This window comes from Kribbella capetownensis, assembly GCF_004331485.1.
Taxonomy (GTDB): Bacteria; Actinomycetota; Actinomycetes; order Propionibacteriales; family Kribbellaceae; genus Kribbella; species Kribbella capetownensis.
Genome location: NZ_SJKD01000005.1, coordinates 608,463 through 627,842, shown reverse-complemented (window position 1 = coordinate 627,842; position 19,380 = coordinate 608,463). Strand labels below are relative to the sequence as shown.

18 protein-coding genes and 1 riboswitch are annotated in these 19,380 nt (G+C 68.8%); of the genes, 14 read left to right on the top strand and 4 right to left on the bottom strand.

Annotation, left to right across the window (positions count from 1 at the left end):
• Window positions 1-115 precede the first annotated feature (115 nt).
• From E0H75_RS24615 to arc, 4 genes are all read left to right on the top strand, one after another.
• Window positions 116-961: an intradiol ring-cleavage dioxygenase gene (locus E0H75_RS24615; protein ID WP_131515980.1), complete on the top strand. Its 846-nt coding sequence runs from the start codon at window positions 116-118 to the stop codon at window positions 959-961.
• 58 nt (window positions 962-1,019) lie between these two features.
• A complete protein-coding gene (locus E0H75_RS24610; protein ID WP_238163242.1) occupies window positions 1,020-2,174 on the top strand; it encodes a site-2 protease family protein in 1,155 nt (384 codons plus the stop codon).
• Between the two features lie 51 nt (window positions 2,175-2,225).
• Entirely contained in the window at window positions 2,226-3,182 is a 957-nt protein-coding gene (locus E0H75_RS24605; RefSeq protein WP_131515979.1) for a tRNA (adenine-N1)-methyltransferase, read from the top strand.
• A 69-nt stretch (window positions 3,183-3,251) separates the two neighbouring features.
• Window positions 3,252-4,997 (top strand): proteasome ATPase, encoded by a 1,746-nt coding sequence (arc, locus tag E0H75_RS24600; RefSeq protein WP_131356790.1) that lies wholly within the window; start codon window positions 3,252-3,254, stop codon window positions 4,995-4,997.
• Between the two features lie 75 nt (window positions 4,998-5,072).
• Here arc and E0H75_RS24595 read toward each other — a convergent pair whose 3' ends face one another.
• Window positions 5,073-5,927 (bottom strand): alpha/beta fold hydrolase, encoded by an 855-nt coding sequence (locus E0H75_RS24595; RefSeq protein ID WP_131515978.1) that lies wholly within the window; start codon window positions 5,925-5,927, stop codon window positions 5,073-5,075.
• 128 nt (window positions 5,928-6,055) lie between these two features.
• Here E0H75_RS24595 and E0H75_RS24590 point away from each other — a divergent pair, with 128 nt between their 5' ends.
• Window positions 6,056-8,884: an ATP-binding protein gene (locus tag E0H75_RS24590; RefSeq protein WP_131515977.1), complete on the top strand. Its 2,829-nt coding sequence runs from the start codon at window positions 6,056-6,058 to the stop codon at window positions 8,882-8,884.
• Between the two features lie 60 nt (window positions 8,885-8,944).
• Window positions 8,945-9,289: a hypothetical protein gene (locus E0H75_RS24585; RefSeq protein ID WP_131515976.1), complete on the top strand. Its 345-nt coding sequence runs from the start codon at window positions 8,945-8,947 to the stop codon at window positions 9,287-9,289.
• 7 nt (window positions 9,290-9,296) lie between these two features.
• Here the strand turns inward: E0H75_RS24585 and E0H75_RS24580 are convergent, their stop codons facing one another.
• Both E0H75_RS24580 and E0H75_RS24575 read right to left on the bottom strand, forming a co-directional pair.
• Window positions 9,297-10,037 (bottom strand): phosphotransferase, encoded by a 741-nt coding sequence (locus tag E0H75_RS24580; RefSeq protein WP_131515975.1) that lies wholly within the window; start codon window positions 10,035-10,037, stop codon window positions 9,297-9,299.
• The gene (locus E0H75_RS24575; RefSeq protein ID WP_238163255.1) at window positions 10,034-10,525 is read right to left on the bottom strand and encodes an NUDIX hydrolase; all 492 of its coding nucleotides are present in this window, start codon (window positions 10,523-10,525) and stop codon (window positions 10,034-10,036) included. Before E0H75_RS24575 ends, E0H75_RS24580 begins: the two co-directional genes overlap by 4 nt.
• 82 nt (window positions 10,526-10,607) lie before the next feature.
• Between E0H75_RS24575 and dop the strand changes: the two genes are divergently transcribed.
• From dop to E0H75_RS24540, 7 genes are all read left to right on the top strand, one after another.
• On the top strand, window positions 10,608-12,128 hold the full coding sequence (gene dop, locus E0H75_RS24570) for a depupylase/deamidase Dop (RefSeq protein WP_131515973.1): 1,521 nt from the start codon (window positions 10,608-10,610) through the stop codon (window positions 12,126-12,128).
• A gap of 73 nt (window positions 12,129-12,201) precedes the next feature.
• Window positions 12,202-12,411, top strand: coding sequence for a ubiquitin-like protein Pup (locus tag E0H75_RS24565; protein ID WP_130448384.1), 210 nt, complete (start codon window positions 12,202-12,204; stop codon window positions 12,409-12,411).
• An 8-nt stretch (window positions 12,412-12,419) separates the two neighbouring features.
• On the top strand, window positions 12,420-13,262 hold the full coding sequence (prcB, locus tag E0H75_RS24560) for a proteasome subunit beta (RefSeq protein WP_131515972.1): 843 nt from the start codon (window positions 12,420-12,422) through the stop codon (window positions 13,260-13,262).
• A 58-nt stretch (window positions 13,263-13,320) separates the two neighbouring features.
• A complete protein-coding gene (gene prcA, locus E0H75_RS24555) occupies window positions 13,321-14,175 on the top strand; it encodes a proteasome subunit alpha (protein WP_131515971.1) in 855 nt (284 codons plus the stop codon).
• On the top strand, window positions 14,172-14,786 hold the full coding sequence (locus E0H75_RS24550) for an NUDIX hydrolase (protein ID WP_131515970.1): 615 nt from the start codon (window positions 14,172-14,174) through the stop codon (window positions 14,784-14,786). Before prcA ends, E0H75_RS24550 begins: the two co-directional genes overlap by 4 nt.
• Before the next feature lie 7 nt (window positions 14,787-14,793).
• On the top strand, window positions 14,794-16,539 hold the full coding sequence (locus E0H75_RS24545; RefSeq protein WP_131515969.1) for a glycoside hydrolase family 84 protein: 1,746 nt from the start codon (window positions 14,794-14,796) through the stop codon (window positions 16,537-16,539).
• Window positions 16,540-16,629: riboswitch (ZMP/ZTP riboswitch) on the top strand. It abuts the gene before it with no gap.
• 30 nt (window positions 16,630-16,659) lie between these two features.
• Window positions 16,660-17,502, top strand: a complete 843-nt coding sequence (locus E0H75_RS24540) for a bifunctional 5,10-methylenetetrahydrofolate dehydrogenase/5,10-methenyltetrahydrofolate cyclohydrolase (protein ID WP_131515968.1) — start codon at window positions 16,660-16,662, stop codon at window positions 17,500-17,502.
• Here E0H75_RS24540 and E0H75_RS24535 read toward each other — a convergent pair.
• Window positions 17,499-18,374, bottom strand: coding sequence for a phytanoyl-CoA dioxygenase family protein (locus E0H75_RS24535; protein WP_131515967.1), 876 nt, complete (start codon window positions 18,372-18,374; stop codon window positions 17,499-17,501). The genes E0H75_RS24540 and E0H75_RS24535 overlap by 4 nt on opposite strands.
• Before the next feature lie 100 nt (window positions 18,375-18,474).
• On the opposite strand from E0H75_RS24535, the gene E0H75_RS24530 reads away from it, so the two are divergent.
• A complete protein-coding gene (locus E0H75_RS24530; protein ID WP_131515966.1) occupies window positions 18,475-19,380 on the top strand; it encodes a helix-turn-helix domain-containing protein in 906 nt (301 codons plus the stop codon).

Genomic DNA, 19,380 nt, shown 5'->3' with positions numbered 1-19,380 from the left:
AGGCGAGTCCACCGACACTTCGTCGGCGCACCACCCGGACCTGTGGAAAACCGTTCGCAGCGAACTCCCAGCCGGCTTTCGGGAAACCATCGGCTCGCTTTGTCACGCTCGACTCATGACGCCACCACCGAAACCACCCCGTGAACACGATCTGGGCCTGGAGTACGACCTCGGCACCCTGCACCGCCGGCGGTTCCTCGGCCTCTTCGCCGGCGCCGGCCTGGCCGCGGTGGCCGGCTGTACTCCGGACGACGCCACCGACTCGGCCACCTCCGGCTCGACCACAACCACGACATCCAGCACGCCCTCCGCGAGTACGACGACCAGCAGCACAGACGTCGACGAGATCCCACAAGAGACCGCAGGACCGTACCCGGGTGACGGCTCCAACGGCCCGAACGTTCTCATCGAGTCCGGGATCGTCCGGAAGGACATCACCAAGTCCTTCGGCTCCGCGTCCGGAGTGGCGACCGGCGTACCGCTGACCGTCACGCTCACCGTCCTCGACGCGGACAAGGACACCCCACTGGAAGGTGCGGCCGTCTATCTGTGGCACTGCGACGCACAGGGCCGCTACTCCCTCTACTCCGACGGCGCCACCAAAGAGAACTACCTACGCGGCGTCCAGGCTGCCGACTCGTCGGGCAAGGTCACGTTCACGACGATCTTCCCGGCCGCGTACATGGGCCGCTGGCCGCACATCCACTTCGAGGTCTACTCCAGCCTGTCCGAGGCCACCGCCGCCGGAAAGATCAGTGCGACCTCCCAACTGGCTCTGCCGGAGGACGTGTGCAAGACCGTCTACGCCACCGACGGATACGACGGAAGTGCGCAGAACCTGGCCCAGACGTCGCTTGCGAACGACAACGTGTTCGGCGACGACGACGGCGTACATCAGCTCGCGACAGTCACCGGAGACACCAGCAGCGGGTACGTCGCCACGCTCAACGTCGGCGTCTGAGGCGGCACACCCTGGGTAGGTAGCACGGAGTTACCTGCGGGCAAGTAGCGTTGGGTCGATGCCAGAACCGCGTGATCCTCAGAATCCCGCCCAGCCGGCCGGGCCGCCGCCGCCCGGTACCTGGGTGCTTGGTCGTATCCGCGGCATCCGGCTCACCATGCGGTTCACCTGGCTGCCGGTGGCGATGCTGCTCGCGATCGGGTTCGCCGCGATCATCGGTCAGCAGTTCCCCGACCTGGGCGGCTGGCGCTATCTGGCCGCGCTCGCGTTCGTGGTGGCGTTCACACTGTCGATCCTGGTCCATGAGCTGGCGCACGCGCTGATGGCGATGCGGTTCGGCATCGGGGTGTCGGAGATCAACCTCGGCTTCTTCGCGGCCGGCACGCATATCGAGGGGGAGCGGAAGTCACCGCTCGAGGAATTCGCTGTCTCGGTGGTCGGCCCGGTCGCCTCCCTGATCGTCGGCGGGCTCGCGTACCTCGGCTCGCGCGCGTTCGACGAGGGCGTCGGGTACGTCGCCCTGTGGGAACTCGGCATCGCGAACCTCATCGTCGGCGTGACCAACCTGCTGCCCGGCCTGCCGCTGGACGGCGGCTGGGTGCTGCGCGCGGTGGTCTGGAAGTTCACCGGCAACATGCACACCGGCACGATCGTGGCCGCATGGGCCGGACGGATCCTCGCGATGCTGGTGCTGGCGGCCCCGGTGATCATCGAAGAGATCTGGAACCGGCAGCCGACCATGATCGACTTCCTGATCGCGCTCGCGGTCGGGTTCTTCCTCTGGATGGGGTCGACCGCCTCGCTGATGCAGGCGCGGCTCCGCCGCAAACTGCCCGCACTCCAGGTCCGTACGATGGCCCGCCGCGCGATCGCCGTCCATTCCGGTACGCCGATCTCCGAGGCGGTCCGGCTGGCCGCGGACGCGCAGGCCGGCGCGGTCGTGGTGATCGACGGCGAGGGCAAACCGCACGCGCTGGTGTCGGAGACCGCGGTGAGTGCGGTCGCGCCGAACCAGCGCCCGTGGACCACTGTCAGCGAGGTTTCGACCCGCATCGGCGCGGGCCACATCATCGGGATCAACGACACCGGTGAAGAGATCCTCAAGACGCTACGCGAGCACCCGGCATCGGAGTACCTCGTCCTGGATGCGGCCGGCTCGGTGTACGGCGTGCTGGCGACCAGCGACATCGAACGCGCCTTCCGCGGTCGGTGACCTCGCCTCGGTTACGCCGTACGCGTGACTGAAAGTTAAGGTGAGCGCCTTATGGCTGACTTGCGCGACTTTCCCGACCAGGCGTACTCCGGGGTCCATCACGGCCCGTTGCAGGCGGGGGAGTGGATCACCCTGCAGGACTCCAAGGGCCGCCGGCACTCGGTGTTCCTGGAGCGCGGGAAGATCTTCCACACCACCAAGGGCGGGATCGCGCACGACGACCTGATCGACGGGCCGGACGCCGTGGTGATCAAGTCCAAGGGCGGCGTCGAGTACCTCGCGCTGCGCCCGTTGATGGCTGACTACTCAGTCTCCATGCCGCGCGGTGCGGCCGTGATCTACCCGAAGGACACCGCGCAGATCGTCACGATGGCCGACATCTTCCCTGGCGCGAAGGTAGTCGAGGCGGGCGCCGGCTCCGGCGCGCTGACCACGGCATTGCTGCGCGCGGTCGGCGTCCAGGGCCAGGTGATCTCGTTCGAACGGCGGGAGGACTTCGCCGAGGTCGCGCGCAAGAACGTGACCGGCTTCTTCGGCGGTGAGCACCCGGCCTGGCGGCTCGAGGTCGGAGACCTGGTCGAGAAGCTGAACGAGCAGGACGTGGACCGGGTCATCCTCGACATGCTGGCGCCATGGGAGTGCGTTGACGCCGCCGCTGAGGCTCTGTCGCCCGGTGGGGTGTTCTGTGCCTATGTAGCCACCACGACGCAGCTGAGCCGTGTTGTGGAGACGCTGAGGGCACATGGTGAGTTCACCGAGCCGCGCGCCTGGGAGTCGCTGGTGCGGGACTGGCATGTCGAGGGTCTGGCTGTTCGCCCGGGCCACCGGATGCAGGGACACACCGCTTTCCTGGTCACCGCGCGACGGATGGCACACGGCGTTCAGGCGCCGCGCAAGAAGCGCCGGCCGGCGCCGGGTGCCTATGGCGACGACTACGCCGGACCGCGTCGCGCCGAGAGATCGGAAGACATGCCGAAAGCAACTGGTTCATCCGCAACCGACACGTGATGGGATTCAGCTTGCCCAGCGACGTTTTCTGGGTAAGGTCCATAAGGTCGAGCCCCACATGGTGAGGTGATGATCGTGGCTGGAGACGAGAGTCCTACCGCGGCAGAGCTGCGTAACCAGGTCCGTTACCTGGAAGCCGAGGTCGCAGCGTTGCGGCGTCGGTTGCTGGAGCATCCGGCTGACAGCCGGTCGCTCGAGAGCAGGCTGTCCGAAACCCAGGCCTCCTTGGCGAGTGTCACCGCTCAGAACGAGCGGCTGGCAGAGACGCTGCGGGAGGCGCGAGAGAAGATCATCGCCCTGAAGGAGGAGGTCGACCGGCTGGCCCAACCGCCGTCCGGTTTCGGCACCTTCCTCGGCCGCAATGACGACGACACGCTGGACGTGTTCACCGGGGGCCGCAAGCTCCGGGTCGCGGCCAGCCCATCGGTCGACCTGGACGGGCTCAAGCTCGGCCAGGAGCTGATGCTGAACGAGGCGCTGAACGTGGTCGAGGCCTGCGATTTCGAGGTCGTCGGCGACGTGGTGATGCTGAAGGAACTGCTCGCCGACGGCGAGCGGGCGCTGGTGATCGCGCAGGCCGACGAGGAACGGGTCGTCCGGCTCGCCTCGCCGCTGCTCGACATCCCTCTGCGGGCCGGTGACTCGCTGCTGCTGGAGCCACGCTCCGGCTACGTCTACGAGAAGATCCCGAAGTCCGAGGTCGAGGAACTGATCCTCGAAGAGGTCCCGGACATCGACTACACGCAGATCGGTGGCCTGTCGGGTCAGATCGAGCAGATCCGGGACGCGGTCGAGCTCCCGTACCTGCACAAGGATCTGTTCCTCGAGCACGAGCTGAAGCCGCCGAAGGGCGTCCTGCTGTACGGCCCGCCGGGCTGTGGCAAGACCCTGATCGCGAAGGCGGTGGCCAACTCGCTGGCCAAGAAGGTGGCGGAGCGGACCGGGGTGGACGGGCAGAAGTCCTTCTTCCTCAACATCAAGGGTCCGGAGCTGCTGAACAAGTACGTCGGCGAGACCGAGCGGCACATCCGGCTGGTCTTCCAGCGGGCCCGTGAGAAGGCCTCCGAGGGCATGCCGGTGATCGTGTTCTTCGACGAGATGGACTCGCTGTTCCGCACCCGCGGAAGCGGTGTCTCCTCCGACGTCGAGAACACCATCGTCCCGCAGTTGCTGAGCGAGATCGACGGCGTCGAGGGCCTGGAGAACGTCCTGGTCATCGGTGCCTCGAACCGTGAGGACATGATCGACCCGGCCATCCTGCGACCCGGCCGGCTGGACGTGAAGATCAAGATCGAGCGCCCGGACGCCGAGGCGGCCCGGGACATCTTCTCGAAGTACCTGACCACCACTCTGCCGCTGCACACCGACGACCTGAGCGAGTTCGGCGGCGACAAGGCGGAGTGCGTGAACGGGATGATCCAGCGCACCGTCGAGCGGATGTACACCGAGGCCGACGAGAACCGGTTCCTCGAGGTCACCTACGCCAACGGCGACAAGGAGGTCCTGTACTTCAAGGACTTCAACTCGGGCGCGATGATCCAGAACATCGTCGACCGGGCCAAGAAGATGGCGATCAAGGCCTTCCTGGACGAGAACCAGAAGGGTCTGCGGGTGCAGCACCTGCTGCAGGCGTGCGTGGACGAGTTCAAGGAGAACGAGGACCTTCCGAACACGACCAACCCGGACGACTGGGCCCGCATCTCCGGCAAGAAGGGCGAGCGGATCGTCTACATCCGTACGCTCATCTCCGGCAAGCAGGGCACCGAGCCCGGCCGCTCCATCGACACGGCCACCAACACCGGTCAGTACCTGTAAGACACCGTCGTACGACGATCGCCCCTGGACACGCCGTCGAGGGGCGGTCGTCGGTCTGTGGCAGGAACCTGACACTCAGGACGCGGCGACGCGGCGGGTCAGCTCGGCGAGCTCACGGTTGAAGTGGTCGGGCTGCTCCAGGTGCACGGTGTGGCCGACTCCGTCGTACCAGGCGGCCTCGGCGGTCGGGCAGGTCGCCAGCACGTGTTCTGCCGTCGCTGGGAGTACCACAGTGTCCGCCCGGCCGTGGGTCACCAGTAGCGGCACCGTGAGGGTCCGCAGTACGTCGTCCTCGTCGATCTCGCGGGCGCCCAGGTTGGCCCGGATCCGGGCCGGGACGGTCATACTCGCCGCGAGCAGCAGTTCCGTGTCGTCCGCCGTGAACGGGGTGGCCGGGAACGCCCTGATCAGGCCGCGCGCGCCACGGATGTTGGTGGGCAGGTCGTCGGCGATCAGATCGGGGAAATTGTCCAGGAAGCCGGGGCCGATCAGAGTGCCGAATGCCGCCGGACCGAGCCGGACCGTTCCGCCGACGAGGTCGATCCCACCGATCCGCTCCTCGCCGTACGCCCGCACGTAGTCGCAGATGACGAACGCGCCGTACGACCAACCGACCACGACCGCCCGGTCGAGGCGCAACTGCTCGATCACCGCTGCGAGGTCGTCGGCCCACAGGCGGGCGTCGGTGTAGTGCTCCTGCCCCAACGGCGCCTCTGACATGCCGTGACCGCGCAGGTCGTACGCGACAAGCCGGAACTCTCCGGCCAGCGCGCTCTCGTATTGCTTCCGCCAGCACAGATGGCTTTGCGACAGGCCGTGGATGAACACGATCGGCGGCCCGTCCGGCCGGCCCCATTCGCGGACATGCAGGCGCAGACCACCACCGCCTCGCACGGTGTGGATCGTCGACTGCTCGATGACTGCGGTCATGGTCCCTCCCCTTGGGTTCGTTCGGTTGACTCGATCGTCGCCGGGCGGGGACGAGGACGGCATCGGGAACGAGGTACGTATCTCTGCTCAACCGCCTACGTAGTCGATGGCGGCGCGATACTGACGAGATGAAGGCTCGCGCGAGCGATCTGTTCGTCGGGCGCGCCGGTGAACTCGAGGCGCTCGAGGGCGCGCTGGACGCTGCCCGGGCCCACCGCGGAGCGACCGTCCTGATCGCGGGCGAGGCCGGCATCGGAAAGACCCGGCTGACGTCCGAGCTGTCCGCACGCGCCCGGGACGCCGGATTCGAAGTTCTGCTCGGACGTTCGATCGACCTGGTCGGGACCGAATTGCCGTACCAGCCGTTCGCTCAGGCGCTGCGTCCGGTCGGTGCCCTCCCTCGAGCAGACGGCCGGCAGTTCCGTGTCTTCGAGCACATCCTGGGTGTGCTGACGGAGCGAGCGGAGTCCGCGCCGGTGCTGCTCGTCCTCGAGGATCTGCACTGGGCCGACATCTCCACGCTCGATCTCGTGGTGTACCTCGCGCAGTACGTCGACGACCGGCCGGTGCTGCTGGTCGGGACGTACCGGGCCGACGAGCGGTCGTCGGCCGAGCGCATGCTCCGGCTCGCCAACGGGGTACGGCGCTCGGGATCGGCTCTGCTCGTCGACCTCGGACCGCTCGACCGCGATGACCTGGCCGCACTTGTCGCGGCGTACGCCGTCCCGCCACGGACCGCTGCCATCGCTGACGCGATCGTGGTGCGGTCCGATGGCAACCCGTTCTTCGCACAGGAACTGATCGCCGCGGCCGGTGACGGTGGTCTGCCGCGAGGCTTGCGTGAGCTCCTGCTGCAGCGGGTCGACCGGCTCGACCAGCGGGCCCGGGCAGTCGTCCGAATTGCCTCGGCCGCGGGGCGGGAGGTTGGATACGCGCTGCTGCGAGCGGTCGCCGTGATGCCCGAGCAGGACGTTCGCGCGGCGCTGCGGCAGGCGGTCGAGCACGGTGTGCTGGTCGCCGAACCGGCGACGAGCAGCTTTCGGTTCCGGCATGCGTTGTTGGCCGAGGCGGTGTACGCGACCCTGCTGCCGGGCGAGCGCGAGGAGATTCACGAGCACCTCGCCGAGGAGCTCGCGCGCTCCGGCGCGGCCGCGCCGGCCGAGCTGGCACCGCACTGGGCAGCCGCGGGGCGCGCGGCCGAGGCGCTGGCAGCGTCGGTCGCCGCCGCCCGTGAAGCCGTGTCCGTCGCCGGCCTGGCGGAGGCGCGTGCCCATCTCGAACGAGCGATCTCCCTGTGGCCGGCGGTGGCGAACGCGGCCGAGGTCGCCGGGTCCGATCTGGGCGGACTCTGTTCGTGGGCCGCCGAGCTCGCCAGCGAGACCGGCGAGGGGCCCCGAGCGGTCGAGCTCGCCCGGCAGGCGATCGGCCTGGCCGGAGTCGGCGATCGGCGGCGCGCGGCGCTGCTGCACGTACGCCTGGGTGAGTACCTCCACGAGATCGGCAGCGACCTGTCCGGACTCGCGGCCCTCGAGCGGGCGGTCGAGCTCGCACCGGCCGAGCCATCGTCGGATCGGGCGTACGTCGTCGCCTCACTCGCGGGCGGCCTGATGGTCGCCTGGCGCCACGCGGCATCCGTACGGCTGGCCGAGGAGGCGTTGGCGCTCGCGCGTGACGCCGGTGCCGGCGAGGCTCTGGTCCGCGCGCTGACCGTGCGTGGCGCCGACCTCGTCTATCTGGGCAGGACGGAGGAGGGCCTGACGGACCTCGGCGAGGCGCTGCGGCTGGCCGAGGAGATCGGTGAGCGGGTCGGGCTGGATCCGGTCTACGTCAATGTCACCGATGCCCTGACGATGCTCGGTCGGCTACGGGAATCCGTCCAGGTCGGCCGCCAGGGTCTGGAGGCCATCCACCGGTACGGCGTCGACAGCGCCGTACTGGTCTCGAATCTGATCGAGGCGCTGTTCGCCCTGGGCGAGTGGGACGAGGCCGATGCGCTGAGCACGGCCGCGCTGCGGTCGACGATGGCGAGCTACCCGTACATGCTGCTGATGCTTCGAGCCGATCTCGAGGTCGGCCGCGGTGACTTCGTCGCGGCTCGGGAGCACCTCGACGCCGCGCTCGAGACGCTGCGCCCGGACCGTGGGCTGGGCATCTACGACGTCTGCCTGGCCGAACTCGCGCTGTGGGAGCGGCGGTGGACCGACGCTGTGGATCACACGAATGCGGCCCTGGAATCGATGGGGTCTGTCGAGGCCGCACAGCTTCGGGTGTGGTTCTGCGCAAAGGGTTTGCGGGCACAGGCGGACCTCGCCGCGGTGGCCAGGACCCGACGCGTCGCCGACGCGGAGCGGAGCGTGCTCGACCGAGCTGATCAACTGATCGCGGTCGCCCGTCGTGCCGCCGAGGACGCCGCACCGGTGACGCCGGTCAGCAGCGCCTGGTTGGGGCTGGCCGAGGCCGAGTACGAGCGCAGCCGGGGCGTCGCCGGTCCTGGGCTGTGGGCCGACGCCGCGGATCGCTGGGCTCACCTGGACCGTGCACCGCTCACTGCCTACTGTCAGTGGCGCCAAGCGGAGGCCTTGGTCACGGCCGGAGGATCGCGGGCCGAGGCGAGCATTCCGGCCCGTTCGGCCTACCAGGTTGCGGTCCGGATCGGTGCGCGGCCGTTGCAGCGGGAGCTCGAGCTGCTCGCCGAACTGGCCCGGCTGCGGATCGCGACTCCGCCGGCCGAGGCTGAACCCGCCGGAGGTCTTGACGAGGTTCTCGGCCTGACAGCACGCGAGGCCGAGGTACTGACGCTGCTGTCGCATGGCTGCACCGACCGCGAGATCGCGGCGACGCTGGTGATCAGCGTCCGGACGGTCGGCGTCCACGTGTCGCACATCCTGCGGAAACTCGGCGCCGCCAACCGGATCGAGGCCGCCGCGATCGCCCACCGAATGTCCGGGCACAGCTGAGGGGTGCGACCGGGGTTTCCCCTGATTACGGGGATGGCGGGCCGGGCTTAACTTGCTGGTATGGCGATGGATGAGGTGCGGAAGGATCTGCGGGCGGCAGTTGCCGCGCGGCAGGAGTTGGGGCCGGAGTACGAAGCGGAAGTCATCGACAGCTTCCTGGCGAAACTCGACGAGCGGGATGCGCACCGACATGCCGGCGCGCTGCCGGAGCCGGCCCGTCCGCGGCACCCGAGCCGCGAAACGGACCCGGGCGGCCTGGCGCTGGCGATCATCTCGGTCGTCGCGGCCATCCCGATCACCGCCATCTCGGCCGACATGCTCGGCCTGCGCGGCCTGATCGTCTCCTGGGCCGGCCTGGTCGCCGTCAACTTCGCCCGCACCATGGGTCGCCGCAACACCCGCTGACAGCCCCTCAGAGTCCGGAGGCGATGTCACTGAGCCCGTTCGCCACGTCGTCAGGCAGATCCAGCAGCAGGCCGCGGTGGACGCCGAACCAGGGCGAGAGGCGAGCCCAGTCCCGGGCGCGCTCCCTGAGCTCCGGTGTGATCTCGTAGGTCTCGGCCACACCGTCCGCGAGCGCGTCCGGAGCGCCGTTGAGGGGCCAGCACAGATCGAGGGCGGGATCACCGATCTCGGCGTCGGTCCAGTCGATGACGCCGGTGATCCGCCCGTCCGTGACCAGGATGTGCTCCGGACCGAAATCGCAGTGCACCAGGCGGTTGCGGACCCGGTCCACACGATCGAGCAGCGCCAAGGCTGACGGCCGCAGCTCAACGGGCAGCAGCGGCACGATCTGCGCCCGGCACTCGTCCAGGAAGACCGCCTTGCCGGCAGAGGCGGCGGCCGCGCCGTAGGCCCCACGTGCCTCTGCCTCCGCCGGGTCCACGGCATGCAGAGCCCGGAGGAACGCCCCGATCTGGCGGCCGATCGCCGTACCGCCGTCCTCGAGGGGCGTGCCCGGCAGCAGCAGGTGCCGTACGCCGTCCTCTGTCGTCTCCGGTACCGGGACGGGCAGGGGGAGCTGTGGGGCGAGCCAGGGCATCAGAGTGGCCTCAGCCAGCAGGCGGGGACATACAGCCGGGCGGCGTGGCGAGCGGTAGATCCACGGACCGTCGATCCAGGCGTGACTGTCCCAGCCTTCGAGGATGGTCACACAAGGCTCCTGACGTACGGGCCTAGTAGGGCGGTGGTGTCGGGCATGAAGGACCAGGTGGGGTCGTCGAGCTTGGCTATGAGCTCAGCAGGGGACATCCAGGCTCCCCACTCGACCTCCTCCGGCTGGTGCTTCACCGGGCCGTCCCAGACGCACGTGTACAGGTAGGCGTGGTACCTGGTGTGGTCGTCGGCGAAGTCGTCCTCCGGCAGCCGCGTCAGCTCCGCATCGGTGATCCCCAACTCCTCGGCCAGCTCCCGGACCACTGCGTCGTACGGATCCTCGCCGGCCGCGACGACGCCACCGGCTGAGAAGTCGTACCGGCTCGGGTAGAGATCCTTGGTCGGCGTACGGCGGTGCACGTAGATGTCACCGGCCGCATTCCGGACGAGTACGCCGGTCGCGGAGTGTCGCAGGTTGTCCCGCCGCATCTCCGACCGCGGCCGCGCGCCGATGACCAGGTTGTCGTCGTCCAGAACGGCCACCATTTCGTCCACCCGCGAAGTCTCACACGTAACCCTGTGGACACAGCAACGGATTTCGTCGCGGACACCGCGTAGGCTCGACCGCATGAGTGTTCGGCGGATCATGGGAACCGAGACAGAGTTCGGGATCTCGGTACCAGGCCAGCCCGGGGCGAACCCGATGCTGACCTCGAGCCAGGTGGTGAACGGCTACGCGCAGACGCAGCCGCTCGCGCGCAAGACCCGATGGGACTTCGACGAGGAGCACCCGTTGCGGGACGCGCGCGGCTTCGACCTGAGCCGGGAGGTGGCCGATTCCAGCCAGCTCACCGACGAGGAGACCGGGCTGGCGAACGTGATCCTCACCAACGGCGCGAGGCTGTACGTCGACCACGCCCACCCGGAGTACTCCGCACCCGAGACGACCAATCCGCGCGACGTGGTGGTCTGGGACAAGGCCGGCGAGCTGGTCATCATGGAGGGCGCGCGGCAGGCCCGGCAGATCCCCGGCGCCCCGCCGCTGAACCTGTACAAGAACAACGTCGACAACAAGGGCGCGTCGTACGGCTCGCACGAGAACTACCTGATGCGCCGGTCCACGCCGTTCGCGTCGATCGTGCGGCATCTGACGCCGTTCTTCGTGAGCCGTCAGGTGGTCACCGGCGCCGGCCGCGTCGGGATCGGCCAGGACGGCGCCGCGAACGGTTTCCAGATCAGTCAGCGGGCCGACTACTTCGAGGTCGAGGTCGGCCTGGAGACGACGCTGAAGCGCCCGATCATCAACACCCGCGACGAGCCGCACGCGAATCCGGACCGGTACCGCCGGCTGCACGTGATCATCGGCGACGCGAACCTGTCCGAGATTTCGACGTACCTGAAGGTCGGCACGGCGTCGCTGGTGCTGGCGATGATCGAGGACGGCTGGCTGACCGACGACCTGAGCGTGGACCGCCCGGTCACGGCGCTGCACGAGGTCAGCCACGACCCCACCTGTACGCACCTGATGACGCTGAAGGACGGTCGCAAGCTCACCGCCGTCCAGCTGCAGACGGAGTACCTGGAGCAGGCCCGCAAGTACGTCGAGGACAAGTACGGCGACGACGCGGACCGGCAGACCAAGGACGTGCTGCACCGCTGGGAGCAGATCCTGGACCAGCTGGCCATCGATCCGATGAAGCTGGCCGACCAGCTCGACTGGGTGGCGAAGTACAAGCTGCTGCAGTCCTACCGCGACCGTGACGGCCTGGAGTGGGACGACCCGAAGCTGCACCTGGTCGACCTGCAGTACGCCGACCTGCGCCCGGACAAGGGGCTTTACTACAAACTGGTGAAGGCCGGCCGGATGCAGCGGCTCGTCTCCGACGAGGAGATCCGGATGGCGGTCTCGCACCCGCCGACCGACACGCGGGCGTACTTCCGCGGCCGCTGCATGCAGCAGTACGCGCCGCAGGTCGCGGCCGCCTCGTGGGACTCGGTGATCTTCGATCTGCCCGGCAAGGAGTCACTGCAGCGGATCCCGACACTGGACCCGCTGCGGGGCACGAAGGCGCATGTCGGGGCACTTCTTGACCAATGCGACACCGCGAGTGACCTGGTTCGCACCATTACTGGGGGCGCCGCCGGGTAGGGTCGCCGTATAAGGAAACACTGCGAGGGTCGGTTGGGCGGCCGCCGCAGGCGGCGGGTCTAGGAGGTGTGTCATGGCTAAGGACGGCGGTCAGCAGCACAAGCAGCCGAAGCGTTCGTCGACCGAGGAAGAGGTCGAGCAGGTCGAGGCGTCGGAAGACGTCCAGGAGCGCAAGGAACGGCTCGACGAGGACGTCGATTCGATCCTGGACGAGATCGACGAGGTGCTCGAGGAGAACGCCGAGGAGTTCGTCCGCGGATTCGTGCAAAAGGGTGGGGAGTGAACCGCTCGATGACTTTTGATGCCTCCGGCCGGTTGCCGGAAGCCTTCCTGATCCCAGGTGGCTCGTCGTTCATGGACTTCCTGGCCGGGCACGCGCCCGACCTGTTGCCTGGACGGCGCAGCCTGGGGTCGGCCGACTTCTCCCACGACGTCCCGCACGGTACGACGATCGTCGCGGCCACCTTCCCCGGTGGCGTGGTGATGGCCGGCGACCGGCGGGCCACGATGGGCAACATCATCGCCCAGCGTGACATCGAGAAGGTGTTTCCCGCCGACGAGTATTCCGCGGTCGCGTTCGCGGGCTCGGCCGGCTTCGGGATCGAGATGGTCCGGTTGTTCCAGGTCGAGCTCGAGCACTACGAGAAGCTCGAGGGCGCGACCCTCAGCCTGGACGGCAAGTCCAACCGGCTGAGCGCGCTGATCCGGGGCAACCTGGCGATGGCGATGCAGGGCCTGGCCGTGGTGCCGCTGTTCGCGGGCTACGACGAGGACATCAAGGGCGGCCGGATCTTCTCCTACGACCCGACCGGCGGGCGCTACGAGGAGACCCACTTCCACAGTGTCGGCTCGGGCTCGCTGTTCGCCCGCGGCGCGCTGAAGAAGCTCTACCGCGAGGACCTGTCCGCGACCGACTGCGTGACGGTGGTGATCCAGTCCCTGATCGACGCCGCCGACGACGACTCGGCGACCGGTGGCCCGGACATGCTGCGGCGGATCTTCCCGGTGGTCGGCGTGGTCACGGCGGACGGCTACCAACGGCTGCCCGAGGACGAGGTGGCCGCGATCGTCGACAGCGTCTGGGCCGAACGGCACCAGCGCCCCGATGGCCCGGCCTCGGCCTCCCTGACCTGACCTGATCCCCGGATCAACCCGATACAGTCCCATCGACCGATAGAGGACGACACCTTCGATGAGCGTTCCGTTCTACGTCTCGCCCGAGCAACTGATGCGGGACCGGGCCGACTTCGCCCGCAAGGGCATCGCCAAGGGCCGCAGCGCGATCGCACTGCAGTACGCCGACGGCATCCTGTTCGTCGCGGAGAACCGCTCGCCCGCGCTGCACAAGGTGGCCGAGATCTACGACAAGATGGCGTTCGCCGCCGTCGGCCGGTACAACGAGTTCGAGAACCTGCGGATCGCCGGTGTCCGGCTGGCCGACATGCGTGGATACTCCTACGACCGGCGCGACGTCACCGGCCGCGCGCTGGCCAACGCCTACGCGCAGACCCTCGGCGCGATCTTCTCCTCCGGTGGTGAGAAGCCGCTCGAGGTGGAGATCCTGGTCGCCGAGATCGGCGGCAGCGCGGCCGAGGACCAGATCTACCGGCTCACCTATGACGGCTCGATCGCGGACGTCCGCGGGTACGCCGTGATGGGCGGTCCGGCCGAGCAGGTCGCGGACTACGTCGGTGAGCACTACCAGGAGGGCATCTCGCTGGCCGGTGCGCTGCGGCTGGCCGTGGACGCGCTCGGCCACGACGGCACCGAGGTCAGGCAGCTGACGTCGGACCAGATCGAGGTCGCGGTCCTGGACCGGACCCGGACCCAGGTGCGCAAGTTCAAGCGGATCTCCGTGGAGACGCTGGAGCGCATCCTGTCCGAGTCCCGCCCGGCCGAGGACGCCACTGAGGAGTCCAAGGACTCGACTCCGGCCGAAGAGGCCAGTGCGACGTCCGCACCGGCCGACGACGCCCCGGTCGCTCCGGCGGCGGACGACGTACCCATTGCTCCACCGGAGGAGCCGGACGACGACCGGCCGCTGTGAGCGAGCCGGAATGGCGTTCAGCCGCTGCGGATCCCGCGGCGGCTGAACTGTCTCGGCCCGGTGATCCGACGGCCTGGGAGTTGGTGGGTGAGGAGCTGGGCTTTCACCGGTTCCTGACGGTGAAGTTGCGGCGGTACCGGCTCCCGGACGGGCGTGAGGTCGAGTGGGACGTCTTCGGCTCGAAGTCCGACGAGGGGATCAGCTCCGGAGTCACGGTGCTCCCGTTGACCCCGGAGGGACGGATCGTGACGATCCGGATGTTCCGGGCCGGGCCTGACCGGATCGTGACGAACCTGCCCGGTGGGCTGGTCGAGCCGGGGGAGGAGCCGGCGCTGGCCGGTGCGCGGGAGCTCGAGGAGGAGACCGGGTACACCTGCGAGACACTCGACCTGGTCGGCTGGCAGTGGTCCTCGGCGTCGTCGACGTTCCGGAAGTACATCGCGATCGCGCGCGGCTGCCGGCCGGACGGCAAGCAGTCGCTGGACGAGACCGAGGACTGTGTGCCGGTCGAGCTCACCGTGGACGCGTTCCGTGCCGAGCTGCGCACACCAGGTGCGATGACCGGCGTCGACGCGGCGTATCTAGCGCTGGATCACGCCGGACTGCTGTAGTAGGGCCATGACGCCTGAGCCTCAGCAGACCACCCACCGCGACGACGGCCTCGACCTTGGCGACACCGTCGGACTGGTGCACGGCCCGGCCACCGATCCGGACGCTGAGCGCGTCGTCCGCGAGACGCTGACACGGGCCGGCGTACAGACGATCACGGACGGCGAGTCTGCTGTCACGGTGCGGCTCGGCGGCACGAGCGCGTCTGCCGATGGACTGCCGCCTGAGGGGTACGTCGTTGCCGTCGGCGACAACCAGGTCGTCCTGGACGGTGTCGATCAGCGCGGCACCTTCTACGCCGCACAGACCTTCGCACAGCTTGTCCAGGGCAACCATGTGGACGGCGTCGAGATCCGCGACTGGCCGACGATGCGCTACCGCGGCTCGATCGAAGGCTTCTACGGCACGCCGTGGTCGCACGCGGACCGGCTCGACCATCTGGACTACCTCGGCACGCATCGGATGAACACCTACGAGTACGCGCCGAAGGACGATCCGTACCACCGCGAGCAGTGGCGCGACCCGTACCCGGCCGACAAGCTGGCCGAGCTCGGCGAGCTGGTCGAGCGCGCGTTGCGGAACAAGGTCGACTTCACCTTCGCGCTGTCACCCGGCCTGTCGATCCGCTACACCGACGACAGCGACTTCCAGGCGCTGATCGCGAAGTTCGAGGCCCTCTACGCGCTGGGTGCGCGCGCATTCAACGTGGCCCTGGACGACATCGAGTACGAGAAGTGGCACAGCTCCGAGGACGAGGAGAAGTACGGCGCCGGCGGTGGCGGAGCCGGTCGCGCGCAGAGCGAGTTGCTGAACCGGATCCAGCGCGAGTGGGTCGCGACCAAGCCGGACCTCGCCCCGCTCCAGATGGTTCCGACCGAGTACTACAACGTCGACGAGACGCCGTACAAGCAGGCGCTGCGCGAGGAGATGGACAGCGCCGTGGTCGTGCACTGGACCGGCATCGGCGTCGTCCCGGAGACGATCACGAGCGCACAAGCGGCCGAGGCGAAGGCCGTGTTCGGGCACGACATCCTGATCTGGGACAACTACCCGGTCAACGACTACGCGGCCGCCCGGATCCTGCTGGCGGCGTACAGCGGTCGCGAGCCCGGTCTCGCCGACCAGGTCGTCGGCGTGATCTCGAACCCGATGAACCAGGCCGCAGCAAGCAAGATCGCGCTCTACTCGTTCGCCGAGTTCGGCTGGAACCCTGCGACGTACGACGAGCAGGCCTCGTGGCACCGCGCGCTCGCCGAGCGGGCCGGGGGAGACGCCGAAACGATCGCCGCGTTGGAGGTCTTCGCCGACCTCGCCACGTACGACGGCCGGCTCCATCTGGTGAACGCGCCGGTCCTGGCCGCGCAGACCGCCGCGTTCTGGAAGATCTGGAAGGCTGGCGATCTAGCCGGGGCCATCGCGCAGCTCGAGCCATACCTTGAGGCGATCGAGAACGCTCCGGCCCGGATCCGCGCCGGGGTGGCCGACCCGTCGTTCGCCGACGAGGCCGGGGCCTGGCTCGACGCGGCCTTCCTCTGGGCGCAGGCGTTGCGTGAGTCCCTCCGCCACCTCGAAGCGGTGGCCGAAGGCAACAGCTCGGACGCCGCCACGACCCGGGACCAGATCGACCACCTGGTCACCCAGGCCAAGACGATCCGCGACACCCGGCTCCCGCACTCCAAGACCCATCCTCAACTCGGTGACCCTGTCATCGAGACCTTCCTGACCGAGGCGACGGAGGGCGGGCGGGTATCCTGAGCGGTGGACCGCGACTGGCGCTGAGGTGGACGACCACCGGGGAACGGTCCGCCGGAGGATCCGGCCGAGCCGCGCGCCTGGGCACTTGACCTGTTGTCGACGCCCAAGGGAGCGCGCGCCATGACTGCCACTTTGATGACCGGGACCGACCTCGCCGCCGAGATGGTGGCGAAGGCGGCCGACCGGGCCCGTGCACTGCAGGAGCGGACCGGGGTCCAGCCGTGCCTGGCCACCGTGCTGGTCGGTGACGACCCCGCATCCGCGACGTACGTGCGGATGAAGCAGAACCGGTCGAAGAAGGCCGGCATCGGGTCGCGGAGCGTGGTGCTGCCCGCCGAGACGACGACCGAGGAACTGGTCGCGGAGCTGACCAAGCTGTCCGAGGATCCCGCGGTGCACGGGATCCTGCTGCAGCACCCGGTCCCGGCGCAGATCGACGAGCGGGCCGCGTTCGAGGCGATCGACCCGGCCAAGGACGTCGACGGGGTGACCACGCGGTCGTTCGGCGCGATGGCGTTCGGCGAGCCCGGGTTCCGCTCCGCGACGCCCGGCGGGATCATGCGGTTGCTCGAGGCGTACGACGTACCGATCGCCGGGGCGCACGCGGTCGTGATCGGCCGCAGCCCGATCCTCGGCAAGCCGGTCGGGATGTTGCTGCTGGCATCGAACGCGACCGTCACCTACACGCACTCCCGGACCACCGACCTGCCCGCGATCGTCCGGACCGCGGACATCGTGGTGGCCGCCGTCGGCCGGGCGAACTTCGTCCAGGGCGACTGGCTGAAGCCCGGCGCGGTCGTCGTCGACGCCGGCTACAACGAGGGCAACGTCGGGGACGTCGACTTCGCTGCGGCGGCAGAGGTCGCGAGCCTGATCACGCCGGTCCCGGGCGGGGTCGGTCCGATGACGATCGCGCTGCTCCTCGAGCAGGCCGTCGACGCTGCCGAGGCACAGACCGTCTAACGGTCGCAGCCGCCGTCCTTGTCGGCGCGGGAGTGCGGGCGGGCGATGTCGTCGATGCCCTTGTAGGCGTACGGGTCGGTCCCGGCGACCATCACGATGTCGCGGTAGTCGTGCTTGCCGACATGGACGTCGGCCGGCACGGAGTGCCAGGGGAGCAGCGACTCCGCGCTCATGTAGTGGTTGGCGAGAGCCCGGCGGAGTCCGCGCCGGCTGGTGTTCGGCAGTGATCGGTGCAGCAGGTAGCCGTTGAAGATCACCGCCGAACCCGCCGGCACCTCGACCGGTACGGCGTCGTCGTCGGAATACGGGAAGTCGAACAACTCCACCGTGCAGTCGAAGCGGAGGTCGTCCTGCTCCCGGTCGGGGTAGATGACGCCGCGCCGGTGCGAGCCGGGCAGCACCCACAGGCAGCCGTTCTCCACAGTGGCGTCGTCGAGCGCGATCCACACCGCGGTCAGCGAGCGGTCCCTGGTCGGGATGAAGAACTCGTCCTGGTGCCAGGCCTGGCCCGGCTTGCCCTCGGACTTGATGAACAGCATCGACTGCATCGCCTTGACGTTCGGCCCGATCAGCGCGGTCAGTGCCGTCACCACGCGCGGTGCGTGCAACGCGGCCAGCGCCACGTCGGACACCTTGTGTGGCTGGTGGATGCACAGGTACTTGCGCAGGACGTCCTCGCCCGGCTCCGTGCTCGGGCCGCCCTCGACGGCACCGAGGTCACCGCGGCACAGGTGCTCGGCCGCTGCGTGGAGCGCGGTGACCTGGTCGGGTGGAAGGGCCTGATCGAGTACCACGAAGCCGTCGCGCTGGAACGACTCGATCAACTCGTCGGTGACCTCGGTGAACCTGCGTACGGCGGTGACAGGCTGCATCTGGCGCTCCATCCGGCCTTGGGTTGGCGATGACCGGCTTCACCGTCTCAGAGCACGGCGGGACGGCCAATGTCGCGGGCGCGCGCTCTACTATCTGTTCGTGACATCGCGACCACCGGTGATCAGCGTGAACTCCGTGGTCCAGGTCGCGGACTATGCGCCCGGGGCAACGTACGGTCCGCGCTGGCTGCCGAACTTCGAATTGCTCTGGCTCCTGCACGGTTCGGCGCTGTGGCGGACCGAGGTGTACGACGACGCCGGGGTCCATCAAGTGACGGTCGAAGAGGAACTGCGCCCCGGAACGGTGGCGTTGGCTCGGCGCGGCAACCGGGATGCCTATATCTGGGACTGTGATCAGTGGTCGCGGCACGCCTACGTGCACTTCCAGATCGAGGACTTCGGCGGACTCGGTGCTCCTTCGAGTTGGCCCTCGGTGCGACCGAGGTCTGATCCGGGGCTGCTCGACGAGCTGTGCACGTACCTGCTGGATCTGGCCGGCGTACCGGAGTCGGTTCCGGGGCACAGTGACCGGCTGGTGGCGACGATGCTGGAGGTCTTCCTCAGCGCTCCGGTCGGCGCTTCGCGTGAGGAGATGCCGGACGGTGTTCGGCGCATGGTCGACCACGTTGCGACCGTGTGGGCCAGGCGCGGGCCGCGGATCATCTCGGTGCCTGAGCTGGCCGCTGCGGCGAATCTGTCGGCTGGACACCTGCACCGGCTCTTTCGGGAGCGGTACGACTGCGGACCGGCGTACGCCCTGGATCTGATTCGGCTGGCGCGCGCGGCGACCGCTCTGCTGCGGACGAACGCGACGATCGCGGAGATCGCGTCCGACGGCGGCTACAGCAATCCGTACCACTTCTCACGGCGCTTCTCCCTCGCGTACGGCGAACCGCCGGGCACGTTCCGGCGTCGACGGCAGCTGTCCGATCCGCTTGCGCCGGTGCGCGAGGCCGGACTGCTTCCGGTGGCCCGCCGGCTGCTGGAGGCCGCCCGGAGCGGCTGA